The sequence below is a fragment of the Streptomyces ureilyticus genome (assembly GCF_011045025.1).
Taxonomy (GTDB): domain Bacteria; phylum Actinomycetota; class Actinomycetes; order Streptomycetales; family Streptomycetaceae; genus Streptomyces; species Streptomyces ureilyticus.
Genome location: NZ_JAAKZX010000022.1, coordinates 53,964 through 77,214 on the forward strand (window position 1 = coordinate 53,964; position 23,251 = coordinate 77,214).

The following is a 23,251-nucleotide window of genomic DNA, read 5'->3' on the forward strand; positions in this document are numbered from 1 at the left end:
CGATCTCTACGGCCTGCCAGAGTTGTCCACGTATTGCTCATGTGTTCTTTGCTCGGCGGTTCCCGGTAAAGATCCACAACCCCCACCCCCACTGGGAGCTTGTTCGTGGCAGCACTCGCACGCTGGTGTGTCAGGCACCGCCTTCTTGTCGTTCTGCTCTGGGTCCTGGCGCTCGGCGGTACCACCGTCGCCGCGGCGGTCGCCGGATCCGCCTACTCGAACGACTACAAGGTGCCCGGCACGGAATCCGGCCGCGCCGCCCAGCTGCTGCAGAAGAGCTTCCCGGACATGGGCGGGGACAGCGACACCATCGTCTGGCACACCGCCTCCGACGCGGGTTCCGTACGAGCCGCCGACGTCGAGCAGACGATGAAGGGCACCCTCGACAAGATCGAGGAACTGCCCGGCGTGGCCTCCGTGACCGACCCGTACGACAGCCAGACCGCCGGGCGGATCAGCGCCGACGGGCACACCGCCTACGCCTCGGTCACCTTCGACGAGAAGTCCAAGGACATCGACCCGGCCCAGGTCCAGGCGGTCGTGGACACCGCCAAGGACGCCGAGACGGACGGCCTCCAGGTCGAGCTGGGCGGTAACGCCATCGGGCTCACCGAGTCCTCGGGCGGCCATATCGCCGAGGTCGTCGGCGTGATCGTCGCCGCCGTGGTTCTCTTCCTGGCCTTCGGCTCGCTCGCCGCCTCGCTGCTGCCGATCGCCACGGCCCTGGTGAGCGTCGGCACGGCGTACGCGGGGATCGTGCTGCTCGGCCACTTCATGACCGTCGCCGACTTCGCGCCGATGCTCGGCATGCTGGTCGGCCTCGGCGTCGGCATCGACTACGCGCTGTTCATCGTGACCAGACACCGACGCGGCCTGAAGCGCGGGCTGCCGGTCGAGGAGGCCGCGCGGAACGCCGTGGCCACCACCGGGCGCGCGGTCGTCTTCGCGGGTGCAACGGTGTGTATAGCCCTGCTCGGCATGCTCATCCTGCGGCTCAGCTTCCTGAACGGCGTCGCGATCGCCGCGTCCCTGACCGTGCTGCTCACGGTCGCGGCCTCCGTGACCCTGCTGCCCTCACTGCTCTCCTTCATCGGCATGCGCGCCCTCAGCGGCCGCGAGCGCCGCCACCTGGACGAACACGGTCCCGAACCGGAGATCCCCACCGGTCTCGCCGCCCGCTGGTCCGCCTTCGTCGAGCGGCATCCCAAGCTGCTCGGAGTCGTCGCCCTCGCCGTCATGACCGTGCTGGCGCTGCCCACCCTCGGCCTGCACCTCGGCACTTCGGACCAGGGCAACAACCCCGAGACCGCCACCACCCGCCAGGCGTACGACCTGCTGGCCGACGGCTTCAGCCCCGGCGTCAACGGCCCGCTGACCCTCGTCACCGAGGTCGACGGCGGCCAGGACCGGCTGGCCCTGGACAACCTCGACGAAACGCTCCGGTCCACCGAAGGTGTCGCCTCGGTGACCCCGGTGACGTACGACCAGGGCGGCGACACCGCGTACCTCACCGTCACCCCGGAGTCCTCGCCGCAGTCCGAGAAGACCAGCGACCTCGTCGACCGGCTGCGCTCCGACGTGCTGCCCCGGGCCGAGACGGACACCTCGCTGGACCTGCACGTCGGCGGTGTCACGGCCGGCTATGACGACTTCGCCGAGGTCATCATCGGCAAGCTGCCCCTGTTCGTGGGCGTCGTGATCGGGCTCGGCTGCCTCCTGCTGCTGCTCGCCTTCCGTTCCGTCGGCATCCCCCTGAAGGCCGCCGCGATGAATGTCGCGGCCGTCGCCGCCGCCTTCGGCGTCGTCGTCGCGATCTTCCAGTGGGGCTGGGGGAGTGAGCTGCTGGGCCTCGGCAGCGCGGGCCCGATCGAACCATTCCTCCCCGTGATCATGGTGTCCGTGCTCTTCGGGCTCTCCATGGACTACCAGGTCTTCCTGGTCAGCCGGATGTACGAGGAATGGCTGGAGACCGGCGACAACCGGCGGGCTGTGCGCGTCGGCCTCGCCGAGACCAGCCGGGTGATCAACTCCGCCGCCGTGATCATGATCTCGGTCTTCCTCGCCTTCGTGCTCAGCGGCGACCGCGTCATCGCGATGTTCGGCATCGCGCTCGCCGCCGCGGTCGCGCTCGACGCCTTCGTCCTGCGTACGCTCCTGGTGCCCGCCCTGATGCACATGCTCGGCGGCGCCAACTGGTGGCTGCCCCGCTGGCTCGACCGCCGCCTGCCGCGCATCAGCATCGAACCGCCCGACTCCAGCCCTGCCATCCCCTCCCATGCGACGATTCCGGCTGCGCGCGACGGCGCGCTGATGGACGTACTCGTGAAGGAGCGGCAGCAGGATGTACGCGATATCCCTGGGTGAGGACGGCGCCGAACTGCGACCCCTGGAGCCCTGGCACGCTGAGGAGTTCCTTGCGCACCTGGACCGGGGACGCGAGTTCATCGGACGGCACATCCCCTTCGGGGCGAACGCCACGGATATCGACTCCGCGCGCGAACTCCTCCAGTCGTACGCCGACAAGCGCGCCGCAGACACCGGCAACCTGCACGGGCTGTGGCTGGACGGGAAGCTCGTCGGCGGGGTGCTGTTCCTGCACTTCGACGCCGAGCTGGGCACCAGCGAGGTCGGGTGCTGGCTGGAGCCGGCCGCCGCGGGACGCGGACTGGTCACCCGCGCCATGCGGATCCTCATCGACTGGGCGGTCGACGAGCGCGGCATCCACCGGGTGGAGTGGCAGGCGTCCACAGCCAATGAACCGAGCATCAATGTGGCGCGGCGGCTGGGCATGAGCCGTGACGGTGTGCTCCGGGAGAGCTACCCGTACCGGGGTGGGCGCCAGGACCTCGAAGTGTGGTCCGTGCTCGCGCCGGAATGGCGTGACGCACGCGCGCGTGCAGCTCGCGACGATCACTAAGGCGCCTCGGCGATCATTAAGACACTTCTCAGACAGCGTCCGTACGGTGCGGAGCATGGGATCCAAGACAGTTGACGAGGCCGGCACCCCCACCGGCACCGACGCAAAGCGCGACGAGGAGGACGTGCAGCTCACGAAGGACGGCGACACGGCCGCGGACCAGGCCGACGCCGAGGTGGACCAGGACGACGAGCAGGAACACCCGGACTCGGGTGACAGCGCCGGTGCGGCCACCGGAGGCTCCGGTGTGGGCCAGGGTGCCGCCGCCGTCGTCTCCGCCGGGCTCGGCATCGTCTCGCTGACCGGCAGCTGGGTCGGCACCGTGGCCTCCGCGCGACAGGAGATCACCGGCCAGCTGGAGATGCAGGCCGCGGGCAACGCGAGCGTCGCCACACAGCTCAAGGCGCTCTACGGCGATGCCTGGCAGACCACCGCGCTGTGGGGCGGGTTCTTCGCGCTGGCCGCACTGATCGTCGGCGTCGTGGTGCTCGTCCGGCCCGCGTTCGGGAACCCCGACCGGGTGCAGGCCCCGTGGGTCAAGTCGGTCGCCTGGGCGGGCGTCTCGCTCGCCGTCGTCGGCCTGCTGCTGGCCGCCCTCAAGTACTCCGACGTCCTGCTCTCCGTGCCCTCCGCAGGCTGAACCGCCCACCGGGAAGCAGTCTGGAAAACCGCACGTCCTGAGGGGCCTTAGGTCCGCCGCGAGCTTCTTACGGCGGACCTAAGGCCCCTCCCGTGCGCAAGATGCGGAACTCTCCCGATGTGACGCACCCCCCTGGGAGACGAAGGTTGAGGCATCGCACAAAGCGAGACCCGAAACCGACTTCTTCACGAGGGGTACGAGATGTTCGCGTACGAGCTCCAGCAGATCCGTTCCGCCCAGATGATCCGTGAGGCCGACAACTACCGGCTGGCGCGCGAGGCCATCCGCGCCCGCCGTGCCGCCCGCCGATCGGCGAAGGACGACACCGAAGGGCGGGTGAACCGCTGGCCGTATCCACGCCGTCACCGCTTCGCACGCGCGGCGTGATCGCGGCGTGATGGCGACCAGGGAAGGCGCCGGGGGCGCCGGAAGCGCTACCGGAAGTGCCAGCGGTGCCGGGAGTCCGGGGGGACTCCCGGCACCGCGCCGTACGGGGCTGCCGCCGCGCCGTGCAGGGCAGTTGGGGACGGCCGGGGCGCCGGCGCCTGGGGACGGGCGGGCGCCGTTAATCGCTGCCGCGTTGTCAGAGCCCTGTGCGATGCTCGGCGTTGTGGAGACCAGGTCCGTCAGTCCGGTTTTCGTCGGTCGCGCCGACGAGCTGGACGTCCTGAACAACGCGCTCGCCCGCGCCGCCGCGGGCGAGCCACAGGCGTTGCTGGTCGGCGGTGAGGCGGGCGTCGGTAAGACACGGCTCATCGAGGAGTTCGCGGGCGCGGCCGACCGTCAGGGCGCTGTCGTGGTGCTCGGCGGCTGTGTCGAGATCGGCGCCGACGGGCTGCCGTTCGCCCCCTTCTCCACCGCCCTGCGCGCCCTGCGCCGCCAACTGCCCGACGAGCTGGCCTCCGCCGCGGCCGGGCAGGAGGAGGAGCTGGCCCGGCTGCTGCCCGAGCTGGGCGACACCTCGCGGGGGCGGCACGACGAGGAGGGCATGGCCCGCCTCTTCGAACTCACCGTCCGTCTCCTGGAGCGCGTCGCCGCCGAGCGCACGGTGGTCGTACTCCTGGAAGACCTGCACTGGGCCGACGCCTCGACCCGCCACCTCCTCGCCTACCTCTTCCGTACGCTGCGCAGCGGCCGCCTCGTCGTCATCGCCACCTATCGCGCCGACGACGTCCACCGCCGCCATCCGCTGCGTCCCCTCCTGGCCGAGCTGGACCGGCTGCGCACGGTCCGCCGTATCGAACTCGGCCGCTTCAGCCGCGCCGAAGTCCGCCGCCAGATCGCCGGAATCCTCGCCTCCGAGCCCGCCCCGGCCCTGGTCGACGACATCTTCGAGCGCTCCGACGGGAACGCGTTCTTCGTCGAGGAACTCGCCGTGGCGGCGCACGAGGGCTGCCGCACCGGCCTCACCGACTCCCTCCGGGACCTGCTCCTGGTCCGGGTCGAGAGCCTGCCCGAGAGTTCCCAACGGGTCGCCAGGATCGTCGCGGAGGGCGGCTCCACCGTCGAGTACGCGCTGCTCGCCGCCGTGGCGCAGCTCTCCGAGGACGACCTCATCGAGGCGCTGCGGGCCGCGGTGGGCGCCAACCTCCTGCTCGCCACACCCGACGGGGACGGCTACCGCTTCCGCCACTCCCTGGTGCGCGAGGCCGTGGCCGACGACCTGCTGCCCGGCGAGCGCTCCCGCCTCAACCGGCGGTACGCCGAAGCGCTGGAGGCCTACCCGACGCTCGTACGGGCCGATGAGCGCGCCACGCGCCTGGCCAGCTACTGGTATCACGCACACGACGCGGCCAAGGCCCTGCCCGCCGTCCTCGACGCCTCCGTGGAGGCCCGCCGCCGGCACGCCTACTCGGAGCAACTACGGCTCCTGGAGCGGGCGATGGAGCTGTGGGACTCCGCCCCCGAGGCCGTGCGCGCCGAGCTGCGCCCCGTCGACTACGCCGAGGCTTATCCGCCCTGCGGCTGCGCCCCGACTCCTGCGTGCGGCTGCGACCCGGTGAACAAGCCGCTGACCTATCTCGACCTGATGGCCGAGGCGGCCGTCGCGGGCCGGCTCTGCGGGGAGCGCGAGCGCGCTCTGAAGATCACCAAGCGGGCCCTTCATCTCCTGGAGGGCGAGGACGAGGCCCTGCGCGCCGCCTGGTTCTGGACCCAGCGCTCCCGACTGGTGCAGGCGCTGGGCCGCGGCGACGGCTGGAAGGAACTCGGCACCGCCGAGGAACTGGTGCGAGGTCTGCCGCCCTCCCAGGTGCACGCCGAGGTCCTGACGTCCGTCGCCAACTGGTCCATGCTTCACACTCCGGGGCCCGACGCGCTGACGGACGCCGAGCGCGCCGTGGAGTACGCGCGCATGGTGGGCGCCCGCGAGATCGAACTGAACGCGCGGCTCACCCTCGGCGGCCTCATGGTCGAAGCGGGGGACATCGAGGCGGGTCTCGCCGAGTTGTACGAGGTCCGGCGCCAGTCGGTCGAGCTCGGGGCTGCGCGGGAGGTGGGCCGCAGCTATACGAACCTGCCGGCCACTCTGGAAGGCATCGGCCGCTCCAGGGAGGCCGTCGGCATCCTGCGGGAGGGCCTTGAACTCACCGGGAAAATGGGCCTGTTGGAGTCGGAGTCCTGGGTGTGGGACAACCTCTCGGACGCTCTCTGCTCCCTGGGCCAGTGGGACGAGGCCGGTGAGGCCGCGACGAACGCTCAGCACGCCCTTCCGAGCGCCAAGCCGCGTGGTGGCTCCTTCCTACGCCTCGTCGACATCGCGCTCGCCCGGGGACATCTCGCCGAGGCGGGCCGCCACCTGGCCGCTGCCCGCGACGCGTACGGCACCCATGACCCCATGCCGCAGAACGCCCTGCCGCTGGCCCGGCTCACCCTCACTCTCGCCGCCGTCGAGGGCCGCCTCCCCGACGCCCGCGCCGAACTCGACCGCGCCCTGGAAGCCGGCGTGCCACCCGGCACCCAGCGCTACGGCTGGCCGCTGCTGCTCGCCGCCGCCACCGCGGAGGCCGACGCCCGCGGTCTGCCCGCCGCGGAGCAGGGCCGCGCCGAACACATCGAGCGCATCCGGAAGAACGCCAAGCCGCTCGCCACGAACGTGCCGCTCTGGGGTGCGTACGAGCGCTGGGTGCGCGCCGAACTGCTGCGCGCCGAGGGCAGGGACACCCCGGCCGACTGGTCCGCCGCCGTGACCGCCTTCGAGTCACTGGAGCGTCCCTACGACCTGGCCCGCGTCCGCTACCGCCTCGCCGAATCCCTGCTGGCCTCCGGCCCGGGCGACGACGACGACGCCCGCGACCGCGCCACCGAGCTCCTGCGCCTGGCCGGAGCCGTCGCCGACCACCTCCGCGCGCGCCCGCTCGCCGAGTCCATCGCCCTGCTCGCGCAACGCGCCCGTCTCACCCTGGCGCGTCCCTCAGGGGCCCCGGAGCGGTCGGCCCTCACTCCTGCCGACCCGGCCGCTGCGCTCGGCCTCACCAGCCGCGAGCGCGACGTCCTGCGCCTGGTCGCCGCGGGCCGCAGCAACCGCCGCATAGCCGAGGAACTCTTCATCTCCCCGAAGACCGCCAGCGTCCACGTCTCCAACATCCTCGCCAAGCTGGACGTCTCCGGCCGCGGCGAGGCAGCGGCCCTGGCCCACCGGCTGCGGCTGTTCCCGTCCGAGAGACCCGCTGCTGAAGCGGCAGGCTGAGGCCTACGCTGTAAGGGACCCCGGGCCGAGGGAGGCGCCGTGTTCAACGTGTTCGAGCAGCTGTTCGCCCCCGGCCGCAAGCACACCGAGGATGAGCGCAACCGTCTGGAGATGACCCGCGAGGAGGTCGGGGACGGCGATCCGGGGCGCGGGCCGATAGACCTCACGTCCGGGAAGGTCGTCGTACGGCTGCCTGGTCAGGCGCCCCCGGAACCGGACGCCGGGGAGCCGGCCAGGCCGGACTCCGACGAGGACTGAAGGACCTTCCAGAACCGCCCTACGTCACCTCCAGCTCAAGAATCTTGTCGTCCCCGTCCTCCGGGGACCCCCGGCCGTCCGTTTCGCTGGTGACCAGCCACAGCTTGTTCTCACCCGCCGAGACCACCGTGCGCAGGCGGCCGTGCTCCTCCTCCAGGAAGGCCTGGGGGTCGGCTGCCCTCTCCGTGCCGCTCAGAGGGATGCGCCACAGGCGCTGGCCGCGCAGGCCCGCCATCCAGATGGAGCCCTCCGCGTAGGCGATGCCGCTGGGGGAGGCCTCGGCCACGTCCCACTGGGCGATCGGGTCGTGGTACTGGGAGTCGTCGGACTCGCCCTCGGCGTCCGGCCAGCCGTAGTTGTCGCCCGGCTCGATGTGGTTCAGTTCGTCCCAGGTGTTCTGGCCGAACTCAGCGGCCCACAGGCGCTTTTCGGAATCCCAGGCCAGGCCCTGTACATTGCGGTGGCCGTAGGAGTAGACGGGGGAGTCGAAGGGGTTGCCCGGCGCCGGCTCGCCGTCCGGGGTCAGCCGGAGGATCTTGCCGCCCGTGGAGTTCTTGTCCTGAGCGAGCTCCGCTTCGTACCGCTCGCCCGTGCCGGCGTAGAGCATCTTGTCCGGGCCGAAGGCGATCCGCCCGCCGTTGTGATTCGTGCCCTTCGGGATGCCCCTGAACACCGTGTCGGGCGCGCCCAGTTGCTCACCCGCCGGCTTCTCCGCGTCGTACAGCATGCGCACGATGCGGTTGTCCGACGCCGAGGTGAAGTACGCATAGACCATGCGGTCCGAGGCGTACTCCGGTGAGAGAGCGAGGCCCATCAGGCCGCCCTCGCCGGCGGCGGCGACGCCTGGCACCGTCCCCACCTCGGTCTTCTTGCCGCTTTCCGTGTCGACCCGGGTGATCGTCCCCTCGTCCCGCGAGGACACCAGCAGGTCGCCTTCGGGCAGTGGCGCGAGGCCCCACGGAGTGTTCAGACCCTCGGTGACGGTCCGCACGACCTTCACGGAGCCCTTCGCGGGCGGCGCCCCCTCGGTCGCCTGCCCTCCGGGCGACGACCCCGATTCCGTACGACTCGGGGAGGCGTTCGCTCCGCCGTCCGACCCCTCCTCGTCGCCGGAAGAACAGCCGGCCGTCAGCAGGAGGGCGGCAGCGGCCAACACGGCCGTCACAGCTCGACGTTGCACGATCTGGATCCCTTCGACGCGGCAGGTTCTACTGTTCATACACCGCAACCGCCTCACAGGTTCCCGATCTCCGGACGCGAAATGCGACGAGATCCGGCCGGGCAGCTCGGCGAGACCTTTGCGAGCCCTCCCGACTACCCTCGCTCATCAAGCTGTGAGCCTGTACTCAAGCTGTGAGCCTGTTCTGCTGTGACCCACGTGCTGCGCTGAGCCCGTGGTGCGTCCCGCTCAGTCCGTTCCGCTCAGTCCCACGACCCCTGAGCCGGAGGCAGCTCCGCCACCTCCGCCAGATCCCGCGCCGACAGCCGCAGCCCGGCCGCCCCGGCGTTCTCGGCCGCCCACCGCTCCCGTTTCGCCCCCGGCACCGGCACCACATGCCGCCCCTGCGCGAGCACCCACGCGAGCGCCACCTGCGCCGGAGTGACCTCCGCACCGGTCTCCTCGCCGATCCGCCGCGCGATACGGCGCAGACCGGCCACGATCGGCTGGTTCGCGGCCATCATCTCGGCGGTGAAGCGGGGATGCCGGGCGCGTACGTCTTCGGGTTCGAAGCCTTCGCCGGGCGTGAGCGTGCCGGTCAGGAAGCCGTTGCCGAGCGGCATCGCGGCCAGGAAACCGACGTCGCGCGCCTCGCACCACGGCAGCAGCCCGTCCAGTGCCTCCGGCGACCACACCGACAACTCGGCCTGCACCGCGCTCACCGGGAAGACCTGCTGCACCCGCTCCAGCTGCCGGATCGTTCCGTCGTGCAGGTGTGCCCCCGAGCGGCGTCCGGAGCGGGCGCCCACCGCGCACAGCCCGAGCGCCCGTACCTTCCCCGCCGTCACGAGCTCAGCCATCGCGCCCCAGGTCTCCTCGACCGGCACCTCGGGGTCGGCGCGGTGCAACTGGTACAGGTCGATGACATCCGTCTGCAGGCGTCGCAGCGAGGCGTCGCAGGCCCGTTTCACATACCCGGGGCGGCCGTTGGCCACGATGTGCTGCTCACCGACCAGCAGCCCGCACTTGGTGGAGACGAACGCCTCCGGTCGCCGCTCCTTGAGCACCCGGCCCACCAGCAGCTCATTCGTGAACGGCCCGTACATGTCGGCGGTGTCGAGGAGGCTGGAGCCCCGGTCGAGGGCCGTGTGCAGGGTCCGCAGCGACTCATCGCCCTGCTGCCGGGAAGCCGAGTAGGCCCAGCTCATCGGCATGCATCCGAGCCCGACAGCCCCCACCTCGAGCGCCGCAGCCCCGATCGTCCTCCGCTCCACCTGGCCGTGCCCTCCCTTTCCCGATCCCCAAAACTAACCTCTGCGTCTGACAACGCTTCGCTTAGCCTCCTGAGCATGACTTCCGAAGTGTGGCTCCCCTTTGACCCAGCCGACATCGATGGCCGCCCCGAGGGCCTCACCTACCGCTTCTGGGACGGGGAGCAGGACTTTCCCGCCGATCCCGCCAACTGCGCGTTCTATGTCGTGCCCTACATGAAGAGCAGCGAGATCTCGGTGCGTCCGATGGCCGCGATGACGTCCGTACAGGTCGTGCAGACGTTGTCGGCCGGAATCGACCACGTCCAGCCCGGCCTCGGACTGCTCCCCGAGGGCGTGCAGTTGTGCAACGCGCGCGGAGTGCACGACGCCAGTACGGCCGAGCTCACACTGACGCTGATCCTCTCCTCGCTGCGGGGCATCCCCGACTTCGTACGCGGGCAGGGGCGCGAGGAGTGGCGGTCGGGGTTCCGGCCCGCGCTCGCCGACCAGTCGGTGCTGATCGTCGGTTACGGCTCGGTCGGTGCCGCGATCGAGGACCGGCTCGCGCCCTTCGAGGTCGCGCGGGTGGCGCGCGTCGCGCGCTCCGCACGGGAGACGGAGCGCGGGCCCGTGCATCCGATCACCGCACTGCCCGAACTCCTCCCGGACGCCGATGTGGTGGTGCTCATCACCCCGCTCACCGAGCAGACCAGGGGCCTGGCGGGGGCCGACTTCCTGGCGCGGATGAAGGACGGCGCACTGCTGGTGAACGTCGCCCGTGGCGGCGTCGTCGACACGAAGGCGCTGCTCGCCGAGCTGGAAAGTGGCCGGATCCGAGCGGCTCTTGACGTCACCGACCCCGAACCGCTGCCCAAGGGGCACCCGTTGTGGCATGCGCCGGGGGTGCTCATCAGTCCGCATGTGGGGGGCCCGACATCCGCGTTCTTTCCGCGCGCCAAGCGGCTCCTGGTGGACCAGTTCCATCGTTTTGTGAACCGGGAGCCGATGCGGAACGTGGTCCTTACGACGGGCGCGTAGCCTCTGCGACCACCCTCCGCAGTCCCCCGACTGCGGTCGGTTCACGTATCACCGCTGGTCGTCACGGAGAGTAGAGGGACTATGTCCCTGAGTGACGAGACTGGTGTATCGTCCGGACAGGGGATGCGCCGCGCACCGGACGGCGCCGGGGACGAGACGTGGACTGTGAGGGGGGCGACGGACGATGTACGGCCTATGGAGCAACGATCGGACGCGGCGGGGCCGCCGATGGCGAACCTCCCACGCACCACACAGAAGCGGCCACAAGCACCCTCACCACCGCAGGCCCAGCGGTCGCAGGCGGCACGCGCCCACACACTCGAGCCGGCTTCGCACGGCTCGAGCGGAGGGACCCCCTTCGGCACGCCGGGACCAGAGGGACTCGGGGGCGGCGCGGACCGGAGGGACACAGTGAGCTCCCAGGGGGCGCTGCTGGCCCGCCGCCCCCTCACCGCCGGCGGCACGAGCCTGGTCCCGCAGGTGGTGCTGGCCCTGATGTGCGCGGCATACACCCTCGGCTGCGCGTTCGGCTGGGGCTCGGGGACACTCGCGTTGATCATGGGTGACTTCGGGCTGAGCGCGGCCGCCGCCGCCGCGGCCGTCTCCTGCTTCCTCGGCGCCCGGCGCGTCCGCAGCCGTTTTCGCCCCGCCTGGCTGCTGTTCGCCCTCTCCTCCGCGATGACGGCGGCGGGCAACTTCCTCTGGGGCTGGTACGAGGTCGTCCTGTCCCGCCCGATACCCAGCCCCAGCTACGCCGACCTGTTCTTCCTGTGCTTCGCACCACCGGCCATCGTGGGACTGCTCGTGCTCGCCAAACGGCCCGTGACCAAGTCCGGCTGGATCTGTCTGTCCCTGGACGCCTGGCTCATCGGCGGCTCGCTGCTCACGCTCTCCTGGAGCCTCGCTCTCGCCCAGGCGGCCAAGGCCGAGGGGCCGAGTGTCGCGCACACCGCGCTGTCGCTGGCGTACCCCCTGCTGGACATCGCCCTGATCAGCATGGTCCTCGCGCTGCACTTCAGGCGATCGCTCGTTCATCGGGCCGCGGTGAACACCGCCATAGGAGCCCTCGCGCTGACGGTGATGTGCGACGCGCTGTTCACCTCGCCGCTGCTGCACAACGACTACCGCTCGGGCCAGTTGCTCGACGCCGGCTGGTTCGCCGGTTCGCTGCTGCTCGCCTACGCCCCCTGGGTGGGGCACCGACAAGGACAGACGGACACGGAAGAAGAGGGGCGTACGCGCGTGGTGTCCGGCTACGTGCCACGGCCCCGGCCGGGACAAGCGGCACCCCTGCCGGAACAACCGGCCCAGGCGCCCCTCCAGGAGGGAGGTCCCAGTCGGCATTCGGCAGGCCGGCCCATCGCCGGTTCGCTCGCGGCACTCACGCCTTATCTGGCCGCGGCCGTCTGCACATTGGGCATTCTCTACAACGTGCTCAACGGCCGCAGTGTCGACCGAGTGGTGCTCATCACCGGCGGCACGGTTGTCCTCGCCCTCGTCGTACGCCAGGGCATCATGCTGCTCGACAACATCACCCTCACCCAGGAACTGGCCCAGACGGAGAACCACTTCCGCTCCCTGGTGCAGGGCTCCAGCGACGTCATCATGATCGCCACGCCGAACGGCATCCTCCACTACGTCAGTCCGGCCGCCTACGGGGTCTACGGACGGCCCGCGGAGGACCTCGTCGGGACCGAACTCGCCTCGCTCATCCACCCGGAGGACCTGGGCTGCGTGGTGCACGAAGTGCGCCGCTTCCTCGCCGCCAGCCCACTTGAGGAACCCACTACGCGCATCGAATGCCGCTTCCGGTCCGGCGACGGCGGCTGGCTCAACGTCGAGTCGACCGTCAACCGGCACCACGGCGGCCTCATCCTCAACAGCCGTGACGTGACCGAACGGGTGCGCCTGCAGGCCCAGTTGCAGCACAACGCCGAGCACGACCCGCTCACCGACCTGCCCAACCGCGCCCTGTTCACCCGGCGCGTCCAGCAGGCGCTGTCCGGCCGCCGCTCCTCCGACCGCGGTACCGCCGTTCTCTTCATCGACCTCGACGGCTTCAAGGCCGTCAACGACACGATCGGGCACCAAGCAGGCGACGAGCTGCTCGTCCAGGCCGCCCGCAGACTCCAGGACGCCGTACGGCAAGGGGACACCGCCGCCCGGCTCGGCGGCGACGAGTTCGCGGCCCTCATCGTCGGCGACGGCACCCGCGACCGCACCGCGCGCGAGCGCCATATCTTCGAGCTCGCCGACCGGCTCCGCGTCACCCTCTCGCAGCCGTACTCCATCGACGGCAACGATGTCCGGGTGGCCGCCTCCATCGGCGTCGCCTTCGCCGAACCGGGCCTGGGAGCGGGCGAGTTGCTGCGCAACGCCGACCTGGCGATGTACCGCGCCAAGGCGGCGGGCAAGGGCCGCGTCGAGCTGTACGCGCCACAGATGCAGCAGGACGTCGTACGGAAGGCGGAGCTCGCGACCCGGTTGCGGGCCGCGCTGCACGACGGCGAGTTCGCGCTGCTGCACCAGCCCGTGGTCTCTCTCGGCACCGGCCGGATCGCGACGGTCGTCGCGCAGGCGCGCTGGCGCTCGGCGCAGGGCGCACTGCTCACGCCCGCCGACTTCCTGCGCGTCTCCGAGGACAGCGACCGCACCGCCGAGCTCGGCCGCTGGATGCTGGAGGAGGCCATCGAGCAGGCCGCCGAGCGCGGTGCCACCGGGCTCGCCGTGCCCGTCGCCGTCCGGATGAACGCCCGTCGGCTCCTGGACCGTTCGATGCCCCTCAGCTCCATCGAGGCCCTGCTGACCCGGCACGGCGTGGCCTCCGGCGCCCTGGTCATCGAACTGGTCGAGACGGATCCCCAGGTCTCCATGGACGAGCTGGAGCGCCGTCTGAGCGCGCTCAGGCGCCTCGGCGTCCGGATCGCCCTGGACGGCTTCGGCAGCGGCTACGCGACGATCACCGCGCTACGGCGCCTCCCTGTAGATGTACTGAAACTCGACCGCTCCCTGGTCGAGGGCGTCGTCGAGTCGGCCCGGCTGCACAAGATCACCAGTGGGCTGCTCCGGATCGCAGGTGATCTCGGACTGCAGTCGGTGGCCGACGGCGTGGACCGGCCCGAGCAGGTTGTCGCCCTGCGCGAGATGGGCTGCACCCATGGCCAGGGCATGGCGTTCTCCGAACCGCTCGACGAGGTCCGGCTGCGCCGAGCGCTGGCCTCCGACCGCTACCCCCTGCCCGGCCACCCCGCCGAGCCGGTCCTCGTGAGCGGCTCGGCGGCCGGGGTTTACGCAGGTGGAAGCTCCGGTGCCTATGCGGTCGGCGGCTCCTCGGGGGCGTACGCCACGGGGACGGCTCTGCGCTCACATAATGAGACTCCCGTCCCACCCACTTGACAGCCGTAGCGTGCCGGGGAGAGGGTCTGTGCCATGCGCACCCGAATTCTCGTACTTGGAAAGCGCGTCGGCTGAGCTGGGAACGACCGGATCGATGAACCGGAACTCCCAGCGACCGCACCCGACGCGCTCCCCTCGCTTGCCTCACGGCACGAGGGGTTTTTTGTTGCACAGGCCCAGCCGTACAAGAGTCGTACACCGCACAAACCTCGCAAAAACCCTCAGCATCGAGAAGAGAATGCCGATGACCGAGCAGGCCACCGGGGCCCACCATCCGCAGCCGCGGCCCCGTTCCTCAGGGCAGCCGTCCGCGCCCGAGCACGTCACGGGTGCGCAGTCCCTCATCCGTTCGCTCGAGGAGGTCGGCGCCGAGACGGTATTCGGCATTCCGGGGGGCACCATCCTTCCCGCGTACGACCCGATGATGGACTCCAAGAAGGTCCGTCACGTCCTGGTCCGTCACGAGCAGGGCGCGGGCCACGCGGCCACCGGTTACGCGCAGGCCACCGGCAAGGTCGGGGTGTGCATGGCGACGTCCGGTCCGGGCGCCACCAACCTGGTCACCCCGATCGCGGACGCGCACATGGACTCCGTGCCGCTGGTCGCGATCACCGGGCAGGTCGTGTCCAAGGCGATCGGTACGGATGCCTTCCAGGAGGCGGACATCGTCGGCATCACCATGCCGATCACCAAGCACAGCTTCCTGGTCACCAAGGCGGAGGACATCCCGCAGGCGATCGCGCAGGCGTTCCACATCGCCTCCTCCGGCCGCCCGGGACCGGTCCTGGTCGACATCCCCAAGGACATCCTCCAGGCGAAGACCACCTTCACCTGGCCGCCGGCCATGGACCTGCCCGGCTACCGCCCCGTGACCAAGCCGCACGCCAAGCAGATCCGCGAGGCCGCGAAGCTGATCACCGCCGCCAAGCGGCCCGTCCTGTACGTCGGCGGCGGCGTCATCAAGGCCGGCGCGACCGCCGAGCTGAGGGTCCTCGCAGAACTCACCGAAGCGCCCGTCACCACCACACTGATGGCGCTCGGCGCATTCCCCGACAGCCACCCGCTGCACGTGGGAATGCCGGGCATGCACGGTTCGGTCACCGCCGTCACCGCGCTGCAGAAGGCCGACCTGATCGTCGCCCTCGGAGCCCGCTTCGACGACCGCGTCACCGGCAAGCTGGACAGCTTCGCCCCGCACGCCAAGATCGTCCACGCCGATATCGACCCGGCCGAGATCGGCAAGAACCGCGCCGCCGACGTGCCGATCGTCGGAGACGCCCGCGAGGTCATCGCCGACCTGGTCCAGGCCGTGCAGAAAGAGCACAGCGAGGGCAACACCGGCGACTACAGCGCCTGGTGGAAGGACCTCAGCCGCTGGCGCGACAACTACCCGCTCGGCTACGACCAGCCCGACGACGGCTCGCTCTCGCCGCAGCAGGTCATCGAGCGCATCGGTCAGCTCGCCCCGGACGGCACGATCTTCACGGCGGGCGTCGGCCAGCACCAGATGTGGGCCGCGCACTTCATCGAGTACGACAAGCCCGCGACCTGGCTCAACTCCGGCGGCGCCGGAACCATGGGCTACGCGGTCCCGGCCGCCATGGGAGCCAAGGCGGGGCAGCCGGACCGCGCGGTCTGGGCGATCGACGGCGACGGCTGCTTCCAGATGACAAATCAGGAGCTCACCACCTGCGCCCTGAACAACATCCCGATCAAGGTCGCCATCATCAACAACGGCGCCCTCGGGATGGTCCGCCAGTGGCAGACCCTGTTCTACAACCAGCGCTACTCCAACACCGTGCTGCACAGCGGCCCGGAGGCGGACGGCAAGCAGCCGAGCGCCGGCACCCGGGTCCCCGACTTCGTGAAGCTGTCGGAGGCCATGGGCTGCCACGCGATCCGCTGCGAGTCCCCCGACGACCTGGACAAGGTCATCGAAGAGGCGAACTCCATCAACGACCGTCCGGTCGTCGTCGACTTCATCGTCCACGAGGACGCGATGGTGTGGCCGATGGTCGCCGCCGGCACCTCGAACGACACGATCATGGCCGCCCGGGACGTCCGCCCCGACTTCGGCGACAACGAAGACGACTGAGCGAGCGAGACCGCAGAGACGAGAACACAGAGAAGAGACACAGAGAAATGTCCAAGCACACGCTCTCGGTCCTGGTGGAGAACAAGCCCGGTGTCCTGGCCCGGATCACCGCCCTGTTCTCCCGCCGCGGCTTCAACATCGACTCGCTCGCCGTCGGTGTCACCGAGCACCCCGAGATCTCCCGTATCACCATCGTGGTGAACGTGATCGAGGACCTGCCGCTCGAACAGGTGACGAAGCAGCTCAACAAGCTCGTCAACGTCCTGAAGATCGTCGAACTCGAGCAGGGCTCGGCCGTTCAGCGGGAACTCGTTCTGGTGAAGGTGCGGGCCGACAACGAGACCCGCTCCCAGATCGTCGAGATCGTCCAGCTGTTCCGCGCCAAGACGGTCGACGTCTCCCCGGAGGCCGTCACCATCGAGGCCACCGGCTCCAGTGACAAGCTGGAGGCCATGCTCAAGATGCTGGAAACCTTCGGCATCAAGGAACTCGTCCAGTCCGGCACGATCGCGATCGGCCGCGGCGCGCGTTCGATCACGGACCGGTCGCTGCGCGCGCTGGACCGTTCTGCGTAAGGCCGGACACGGGCGGCCGAGCCCCGAAAGAGGGGCGTCGGCCGCCCGTATTGCGAGACCCCGAGACTTCCCTCACGCCCCCCGTCATACGGTGGGACGCAACACCTGCACTCCCGAGGAGAGAACCTAAAGTGGCCGAGCTGTTCTACGACGCTGACGCCGACCTGTCCATCATCCAGGGCCGCAAGGTCGCGGTCATCGGCTACGGCAGCCAGGGCCACGCCCACGCGCTGTCGCTGCGCGACTCGGGTGTCGACGTCCGCGTCGGTCTGCACGAGGGCTCCAAGTCCAAGGCGAAGGCCGAGGAGCAGGGGCTGCGCGTGGTGACGCCGTCGGAGGCCGCCGCCGAGGCCGACGTCATCATGATCCTGGTGCCGGACCCGATCCAGGCGCAGGTCTACGAGGAGTCCATCAAGGACAACCTCAAGGACGGCGACGCGCTCTTCTTCGGTCACGGCCTGAACATCCGCTTCGACTTCATCAAGCCCCCGGCGAACGTCGACGTCTGCATGGTCGCCCCCAAGGGCCCCGGCCACCTCGTGCGCCGCCAGTACGAGGAGGGCCGCGGCGTTCCCTGTATCGCGGCCGTCGAGCAGGACGCCACCGGCAACGCCTTCGCGCTGGCCCTCTCGTACGCCAAGGGCATCGGCGGCACCCGCGCCGGCGTCATCAAGACCACCTTCACCGAGGAGACCGAGACCGACCTGTTCGGTGAGCAGGTCGTCCTGTGCGGTGGTACGGCCGCGCTGGTCAAGGCCGGTTTCGAGACGCTGACCGAGGCCGGCTACCAGCCGGAGATCGCGTACTTCGAGTGCCTGCACGAGCTGAAGCTGATCGTGGACCTCATGTACGAGGGCGGCCTGGACAAGATGCGCTGGTCGATCTCCGAGACCGCCGAGTGGGGCGACTACGTCACCGGTCCGCGGATCATCACGGACGCCACCAAGGCCGAGATGAAGAAGGTCCTCGCCGAGATCCAGGACGGTTCCTTCGCCCGCGAGTGGATGGCTGAGTACCACGGCGGTCTGAAGAAGTACAACGAGTACAAGCAGCAGGACGCCGAGTCCCTGCTGGAGACCACCGGCAAGGAGCTGCGCAAGCTCATGAGCTGGGTCAATGACGAAGAGGCGTAAGCCACAGGCACGGGGCCGCAGCGATTCGCTGGGGCCCCTTTGCCGAACCCCCGGTAACCACTCGTCCACGGCGAGCAGCCACGGATGAGTGATCCTTCCGCGGAGGCGCAGGACAGCCTCCGCAGCCGCACTAGACTGCTGAAATACATACGCGTCAGGCCCACAACGTCGTGCGTCTTCCACGCGGCCACCACCCTCCACCGCATGCGGCCGTCGGGACGGCCGTCCGCATTGGACCTGTGAGGACTCACGTGAGCACTGCTGCCAACGGCAAACCGGTCGTACTCATCGCTGAAGAGCTGTCGCCCGCGACCGTCGAAGCCCTGGGCCCGGACTTCGAGATCAGGCACTGCAACGGAGCGGACCGAGCCGAACTGCTCCCGGCCATCGCCGAGGTCGACGCGATCCTGATCCGTTCCGCCACCAAGGTCGACGCCGAGGCCATCGCGGCCGCCGGCAAGCTCAAGGTCGTCGCACGAGCCGGCGTCGGCCTGGACAACGTCGACGTCTCGTCGGCCACCAAGGCCGGCGTGATGGTCGTCAACGCACCGACCTCCAACATCGTCACGGCCGCCGAGCTCGCCTGCGGCCTGCTCCTGGCCACCGCGCGCCACATTCCGCAGGCCAACACGGCGCTCAAGAACGGCGAGTGGAAGCGCTCCAAGTACACGGGCGTCGAGCTCGCCGAGAAGACCCTCGGTGTCGTCGGCCTCGGCCGCATCGGCGCGCTCGTCGCGCAGCGCATGTCGGCCTTCGGCATGAAGGTCGTGGCGTACGACCCGTATGTGCAGCCCGCGCGGGCCGCGCAGATGGGCGTGAAGGTCCTCTCCCTCGACGAGCTGCTCGAGGTCTCGGACTTCATCACGGTGCACCTGCCCAAGACCCCCGAGACCCTCGGCCTCATCGGCCACGATGCCCTGCACAAGGTCAAGCCGTCGGTGCGCATCGTGAACGCCGCGCGTGGCGGGATCGTCGACGAGGAGGCGCTGTACTCGGCGCTCAAGGAGGGCCGGGTCGCGGGCGCGGGCCTCGACGTGTACGCGAAGGAGCCCTGCACGGACTCCCCGCTCTTCCAGTTCGACCAGGTCGTCTGCACCCCGCACCTGGGTGCGTCCACGGACGAGGCGCAGGAGAAGGCCGGTATCGCCGTCGCCAGGTCGGTACGCCTCGCGCTCGCCGGTGAGCTCGTCCCGGACGCGGTGAACGTCCAGGGCGGCGTCATCGCCGAGGACGTCAAGCCGGGTCTGCCGCTCGCCGAGAACCTCGGCCGCATCTTCACCGCCCTCGCGGGCGAGGTCGCGGCCCGCCTCGACGTCGAGGTGTACGGCGAGATCACCCAGCACGACGTCAAGGTGCTCGAACTCTCCGCTCTGAAGGGCGTGTTCGAGGACGTCGTCGACGACACCGTGTCGTACGTCAACGCTCCGCTGTTCGCGCAGGAGCGGGGCGTCGAGGTACGGCTGACCACCAGCTCGGAGTCGCCGGATCACCGCAATGTGGTGACCGTGCGCGGCACGCTCGGCGACGGCGAGGAGGTGTCGGTCTCCGGCACGCTGGCCGGACCGAAGCACCACCAGAAGATCGTCGCGGTGGGTGAGTACGACGTGGATCTCGCCCTCGCGGACCACATGGTGGTCTTCAAGTACGCCGACCGCCCCGGCGTCGTCGGCACCCTCGGCCGCATCCTCGGCGAGGCCGGCATCAACATCGCGGGCATGCAGGTCGCCCGTACGGACCTGGGCGGCGAGGCGCTGGCGATCCTGACGGTGGACGACACGGTTCCGCAGAACGTGCTCACGGAGCTGGCCGAGGAAATCGGCGCGACGTCGGCTCGGTCGGTCAACCTCGTGTGAGGTTGTCCGCCACCTGAGGGCTCCGCCCCCAGACCCCCGTATCGGCCTAGCGGCCTCGTCCTCAAAACGCCGGACGGGCTTGAAATTGCCGGGCGGGCTGGATTTCCAGCCCGCCCGACGTTTTTGTGTGGGTCGAGTTCAGACGACGGCCTTTTCGGACTCGCATTCGCACGCCATGGCCTCCGTCTTACGGACCCGTACCCGCCGCAGTGTCACCGATGCCAGGACCGCCGCCCCCAGCAGGAGCACCGTCGCGGCGATCGCTGCCGCCTGCATGCCGTTGGTGAAGGCCTCGCGGGCCGCTGTCGCCAGGGCTTCGCCCGCCCGGTCGGGCATCTGAGCGGCCACGGCCAGGGCACCGCCGAGCGTCTCGTGGGCCGGGCCCGGCGCCGAGGCCGGGATTCCGTGGCCGTACACCGCGGTGCCGATGGAGCCGAGAGCGGCCATGCCCAGCGCTCCACCGAATTCCGTGCCCGTTTCCAGGACCGAGGAGGCGGTGCCGGCCTTCTCCACCGGCACGGTGCCCAGCGCCAGGTCCATCATCTGCGACATCACGACGACGATTCCGGCGGCGATGACCGCGGCCCCGCCCAGCACGAGCCACAACGAGTCCGTACCGGCGACGGTCAGCATCCCGTAACCGCAGGCGGCGACTACGAAGCCCCCGGCGACGACGTGCGCCCGGTTCACACCCCGCTGCACCAGCTGCGCGGCGACCGGCGCGGCGATCCCGACCAGCGTGCTGGGCAGCAGCCCCCACAGCGCGGCTTCCATGGAGCTCTTGCCGAGGACCGACTGGAGGTACTGCGTGGTGAAGTACGCCGAGCCCATCATCGCGAACATGGAGAGCAGGTTCAGCGTGACGGCGGGGGCGAAGCCGCGGCCGCGGAAGAGGGTGGGCGAGATCATCGGGGAGGCGACGGTGCGCTGTCGGTGGACGAACAGCGCGGCGAAGAGAAGGCCGACGGTCACCGAGATGACGTAGCGGACGTTCCAGCCCTCCGAGGGGATCTCCTTGAGGCCGTAGATCACCGGCAGGACGGCGGCCATGGACAGCGGCACGCTCAGCAGGTCGAAGCCGCCCGGCGCCGGGTTCCTGGACTCGGGGAGCAGGATCGGGCCGAGGATCAGCAGCAGGACCATCGCGGGCAGGTTCACCAGGAAGACAGAGCCCCACCAGAAGTGCTGGACGAGGAAGCCGCTCATCACCGAGCCGAGCGCGATGCCGGCCGTCATGACGCCCGACCACAGGCCGATCGCCTTGGCGCGCTGGGCCTCGTCCGTGAACATCGTGCGGATGAGCGCCATCGTCGACGGCATCAGCGTTGCCCCGCCGATGCCGAGGAGCGCGCGGGCCGCGATCAGCGTCTCGGCGCTGTTCGCGTAGGCCGCCATCAACGAGGCCGCGCCGAAGGCCGCCGCTCCGAACAGGAGCAGCCTGCGACGGCCGATGTGATCGCCCAGCGAGCCCATCGTCATCAGCAGGCCGGCGAGCACGAAGGCGTACATGTCGAAGATCCACAGCTGCTGGGTGCCGGACGGCTCCAGGTCGGCGCTGATGTCCGGGATCGCGAAGTACAGGACGGAGACGTCCATCGAAACCAGGAGCAGCGGCAGCATCAGGACACCGGTCGCGAACCATTCACGGCGGCCGGCAAGGGGCGCGGGGGCGGTGGTCGTGCTCGTCGGATTCGTCATGCGGGGCAATGTACGAGCGTCTTAAACGCTTGTCTAGTACGAATGTGTAATACGCAGGTCTAGGACGCTTGTCTGTCCCAGCGGTACGCTGGCCCGCATGGGACACCGTGAGGATCTGCTCGAAGGCGCCAAGCGCTGCCTGCTGGCGAAGGGGTTCGCGCGCACGACCGCGCGCGACATCGTCAAGGAGTCGGGGACCAACCTGGCCTCGATCGGCTATCACTACGGCTCGAAGGACGCGCTGCTGGCGCAGGCCTACGTGTCGGTGGTCGAGGGGATGGGCGACGCCTTCGAGGGGGACGGGACGGCCCTGAGCGATACCGAGCCAGGATCCCTCGAACGGTTCCAGGGGGTGTGGTCGAACATCATCGGCACCATGCGGGATCCGGGATCGATCTGGCACCTCAGCATGGAGGTCCTGGTCATGGGCGACCAGATGCCCGAGGTGCGCGAGCACCTGGCGCTGGCGCAGCGGGAAGCCGCGCGCGGGCTCGTTCCGATGCTCATGGGCGGGCGCGAGGAGGACGTCTCCGACGAGACCACGGACACCCTCGGCATGTTCTATGTGACCCTGATGACGGGTCTGATCGCGCAATGGACCTTCGACGCGAAGACCGCGCCCGGCGCGGAGCAGCTCGCCGAGGGGCTGCGCCAGGTGATCGTCGGGGTGTCCGGGGCTACGAAAGGCTGATCCGGCCGTCGCGCATCTCCGCGACGCGGTCGCAGAAGTGGCGTACGAGTGCCATGTCGTGGCAGATGAACAGGTAGCCCAGGCCCAGGCGTTCCTGCAACTCGGCCAGGAGGTTCAGGACTCCCGCGCGCAGGGACGGGTCCAGGGCGGAGACCGGTTCGTCGAGGATCAGGAGCTTGGGCTCGCAGGCCAAGGCCCGGGCGATACCGGCGCGTTGGCACTGTCCGCCGGAGAGTTCGTGCGGGCGGCGGTCGCCGTGGGACGGGTCCAGGCCGACCTGCTCCAGGAGCTCGGCCACCCGGGCGGGGCCGGTCGTACGGTCCCAAGTCCCCTGTACGCGCAGGGGTTCCGCGATGGCGTCGCGGATGCGGTGGCGGGGGCTCAGCGATCCGTACGGGTCCTGGAACACGGGTTGCATCGCCTGCCTCAGCGGCCGGAGGCGTCGGTCGTCCAGGGCCGTCAACTCCTGGCCGTCGAACCAGACTTCGCCGCTGTCGGGGCGGCGGAGTTGCAGTACGGCCATGGCGGTGGACGACTTGCCGCAGCCCGAGGGGCCGATGAGGCCGAGTGTCTCGCCGGGGGCGATGTCGAAGGACACGTGGTCCACGGTGGTGCGGGGGCCGTGGCGGACTACGAGTTCCCGCACGTCCAGGAGAGGGCTCGCCGCTTGGGTCGCTTGGCTCATACCGACTCCAGAAACAACTCGGCGGGGTTGTCGGGCAGTTCGCGCCAGTGGTGGCAGGCGACAGTGCGGCCGTCTTGGGTCTCGGGTTCGGGCTGCTCCGTACGACAGCGGGTCGCGTCCGCCAGGGGGCAGCGGGGTTCGAAAGCGCACCCGGCGGGGAGGTCGGTGGGGG

General features: G+C 70.0%; 17 protein-coding genes. 13 read left to right on the forward strand and 4 right to left on the reverse strand.

The window, feature by feature from the left end; translation table 11 throughout:
• The first annotated feature begins 105 nt into the window (after positions 1–105).
• The 6 genes from G6048_RS10140 to G6048_RS10165 all read left to right on the forward strand — a co-directional run bounded on the left by G6048_RS10140 (position 106) and on the right by G6048_RS10165 (position 7,503).
• Complete coding sequence (locus G6048_RS10140) at positions 106–2,364, forward strand: MMPL family transporter (RefSeq protein WP_165339135.1); 2,259 nt, start codon at positions 106–108, stop codon at positions 2,362–2,364.
• Positions 2,342–2,917 carry a GNAT family N-acetyltransferase gene (locus tag G6048_RS10145; protein ID WP_165339136.1) on the forward strand — a complete coding sequence of 192 codons (576 nt, stop codon included), beginning with the start codon at positions 2,342–2,344 and terminating at the stop codon, positions 2,915–2,917. The genes G6048_RS10140 and G6048_RS10145 overlap by 23 nt, the downstream gene beginning before the upstream one ends.
• Positions 2,918–2,972: 55 nt before the next feature.
• Positions 2,973–3,557, forward strand: coding sequence for a hypothetical protein (locus G6048_RS10150; RefSeq protein ID WP_165339137.1), 585 nt, complete (start codon positions 2,973–2,975; stop codon positions 3,555–3,557).
• 201 nt (positions 3,558–3,758) lie between these two features.
• On the forward strand, positions 3,759–3,944 hold the full coding sequence (locus G6048_RS10155) for a hypothetical protein (RefSeq protein ID WP_165339138.1): 186 nt from the start codon (positions 3,759–3,761) through the stop codon (positions 3,942–3,944).
• 211 nt (positions 3,945–4,155) lie between these two features.
• A complete protein-coding gene (locus G6048_RS10160; RefSeq protein WP_165339139.1) occupies positions 4,156–7,245 on the forward strand; it encodes a helix-turn-helix transcriptional regulator in 3,090 nt (1,029 codons plus the stop codon).
• Between the two features lie 39 nt (positions 7,246–7,284).
• Positions 7,285–7,503, forward strand: a complete 219-nt coding sequence (locus tag G6048_RS10165) for a DUF6191 domain-containing protein (RefSeq protein WP_165339140.1) — start codon at positions 7,285–7,287, stop codon at positions 7,501–7,503.
• Positions 7,504–7,522: 19 nt separating this feature from the next.
• On the opposite strand, the gene G6048_RS10170 is transcribed toward G6048_RS10165, so the two are convergent.
• The gene (locus tag G6048_RS10170) at positions 7,523–8,722 is read right to left on the reverse strand and encodes a PQQ-dependent sugar dehydrogenase (RefSeq protein WP_165339141.1); all 1,200 of its coding nucleotides are present in this window, start codon (positions 8,720–8,722) and stop codon (positions 7,523–7,525) included.
• A gap of 203 nt (positions 8,723–8,925) precedes the next feature.
• Positions 8,926–9,936: an aldo/keto reductase gene (locus tag G6048_RS10175; RefSeq protein ID WP_165339142.1), complete on the reverse strand. Its 1,011-nt coding sequence runs from the start codon at positions 9,934–9,936 to the stop codon at positions 8,926–8,928.
• 75 nt (positions 9,937–10,011) lie between these two features.
• On the opposite strand from G6048_RS10175, the gene G6048_RS10180 reads away from it, so the two are divergent.
• The 6 genes from G6048_RS10180 to serA all read left to right on the forward strand — a co-directional run bounded on the left by G6048_RS10180 (position 10,012) and on the right by serA (position 20,005).
• A complete protein-coding gene (locus tag G6048_RS10180; protein ID WP_165339143.1) occupies positions 10,012–10,953 on the forward strand; it encodes a 2-hydroxyacid dehydrogenase in 942 nt (313 codons plus the stop codon).
• A 495-nt stretch (positions 10,954–11,448) separates the two neighbouring features.
• Complete coding sequence (locus tag G6048_RS10185) at positions 11,449–14,349, forward strand: putative bifunctional diguanylate cyclase/phosphodiesterase (RefSeq protein ID WP_206341415.1); 2,901 nt, start codon at positions 11,449–11,451, stop codon at positions 14,347–14,349.
• A 238-nt stretch (positions 14,350–14,587) separates the two neighbouring features.
• Positions 14,588–16,444 carry an acetolactate synthase large subunit gene (locus G6048_RS10190; protein ID WP_165339145.1) on the forward strand — a complete coding sequence of 619 codons (1,857 nt, stop codon included), beginning with the start codon at positions 14,588–14,590 and terminating at the stop codon, positions 16,442–16,444.
• Between the two features lie 47 nt (positions 16,445–16,491).
• Positions 16,492–17,019, forward strand: coding sequence for an acetolactate synthase small subunit (gene ilvN, locus G6048_RS10195; RefSeq protein ID WP_165339146.1), 528 nt, complete (start codon positions 16,492–16,494; stop codon positions 17,017–17,019).
• Between the two features lie 131 nt (positions 17,020–17,150).
• Positions 17,151–18,152: a ketol-acid reductoisomerase gene (gene ilvC, locus G6048_RS10200; RefSeq protein WP_165339147.1), complete on the forward strand. Its 1,002-nt coding sequence runs from the start codon at positions 17,151–17,153 to the stop codon at positions 18,150–18,152.
• A 251-nt stretch (positions 18,153–18,403) separates the two neighbouring features.
• On the forward strand, positions 18,404–20,005 hold the full coding sequence (serA, locus tag G6048_RS10205) for a phosphoglycerate dehydrogenase (protein ID WP_165339148.1): 1,602 nt from the start codon (positions 18,404–18,406) through the stop codon (positions 20,003–20,005).
• Positions 20,006–20,143: 138 nt separating this feature from the next.
• Here the strand turns inward: serA and G6048_RS10210 are convergent, their stop codons facing one another.
• The gene (locus tag G6048_RS10210) at positions 20,144–21,703 is read right to left on the reverse strand and encodes an MFS transporter (protein WP_165339149.1); all 1,560 of its coding nucleotides are present in this window, start codon (positions 21,701–21,703) and stop codon (positions 20,144–20,146) included.
• Positions 21,704–21,800: 97 nt separating this feature from the next.
• Between G6048_RS10210 and G6048_RS10215 the strand changes: the two genes are divergently transcribed.
• Complete coding sequence (locus G6048_RS10215) at positions 21,801–22,394, forward strand: TetR/AcrR family transcriptional regulator (protein WP_165339150.1); 594 nt, start codon at positions 21,801–21,803, stop codon at positions 22,392–22,394.
• Here the strand turns inward: G6048_RS10215 and G6048_RS10220 are convergent.
• Positions 22,381–23,079: an ATP-binding cassette domain-containing protein gene (locus tag G6048_RS10220; RefSeq protein WP_165339151.1), complete on the reverse strand. Its 699-nt coding sequence runs from the start codon at positions 23,077–23,079 to the stop codon at positions 22,381–22,383. The two genes, G6048_RS10215 and G6048_RS10220, sit on opposite strands and share 14 nt — an antisense overlap.
• Between the last annotated feature and the right edge of the window lie 172 nt (positions 23,080–23,251).

Bases quoted from the DNA above. Each gene is read 5' to 3' on its own strand.
- G6048_RS10150 (WP_165339137.1), top strand. From the start codon at position 2,973: ATGGGATCCAAGACAGTTGACGAGGCCGGCACCCCCACCGGCACCGAC.
- G6048_RS10155 (WP_165339138.1), top strand. From the start codon at position 3,759: ATGTTCGCGTACGAGCTCCAGCAGATCCGTTCCGCCCAGATGATCCGT.
- G6048_RS10145 (WP_165339136.1), top strand. From the start codon at position 2,342: ATGTACGCGATATCCCTGGGTGAGGACGGCGCCGAACTGCGACCCCTG.
- G6048_RS10160 (WP_165339139.1), top strand. From the start codon at position 4,156: ATGCTCGGCGTTGTGGAGACCAGGTCCGTCAGTCCGGTTTTCGTCGGT.
- G6048_RS10215 (WP_165339150.1), top strand. From the start codon at position 21,801: ATGGGACACCGTGAGGATCTGCTCGAAGGCGCCAAGCGCTGCCTGCTG.
- G6048_RS10180 (WP_165339143.1), top strand. From the start codon at position 10,012: ATGACTTCCGAAGTGTGGCTCCCCTTTGACCCAGCCGACATCGATGGC.
- G6048_RS10170 (WP_165339141.1), bottom strand. From the start codon at position 8,722: ATGAACAGTAGAACCTGCCGCGTCGAAGGGATCCAGATCGTGCAACGT.
- ilvN (WP_165339146.1), top strand. From the start codon at position 16,492: ATGTCCAAGCACACGCTCTCGGTCCTGGTGGAGAACAAGCCCGGTGTC.
- G6048_RS10210 (WP_165339149.1), bottom strand. From the start codon at position 21,703: ATGACGAATCCGACGAGCACGACCACCGCCCCCGCGCCCCTTGCCGGC.
- G6048_RS10220 (WP_165339151.1), bottom strand. From the start codon at position 23,079: ATGAGCCAAGCGACCCAAGCGGCGAGCCCTCTCCTGGACGTGCGGGAA.
- G6048_RS10190 (WP_165339145.1), top strand. From the start codon at position 14,588: ATGCCGATGACCGAGCAGGCCACCGGGGCCCACCATCCGCAGCCGCGG.
- G6048_RS10185 (WP_206341415.1), top strand. From the start codon at position 11,449: ATGTGCGCGGCATACACCCTCGGCTGCGCGTTCGGCTGGGGCTCGGGG.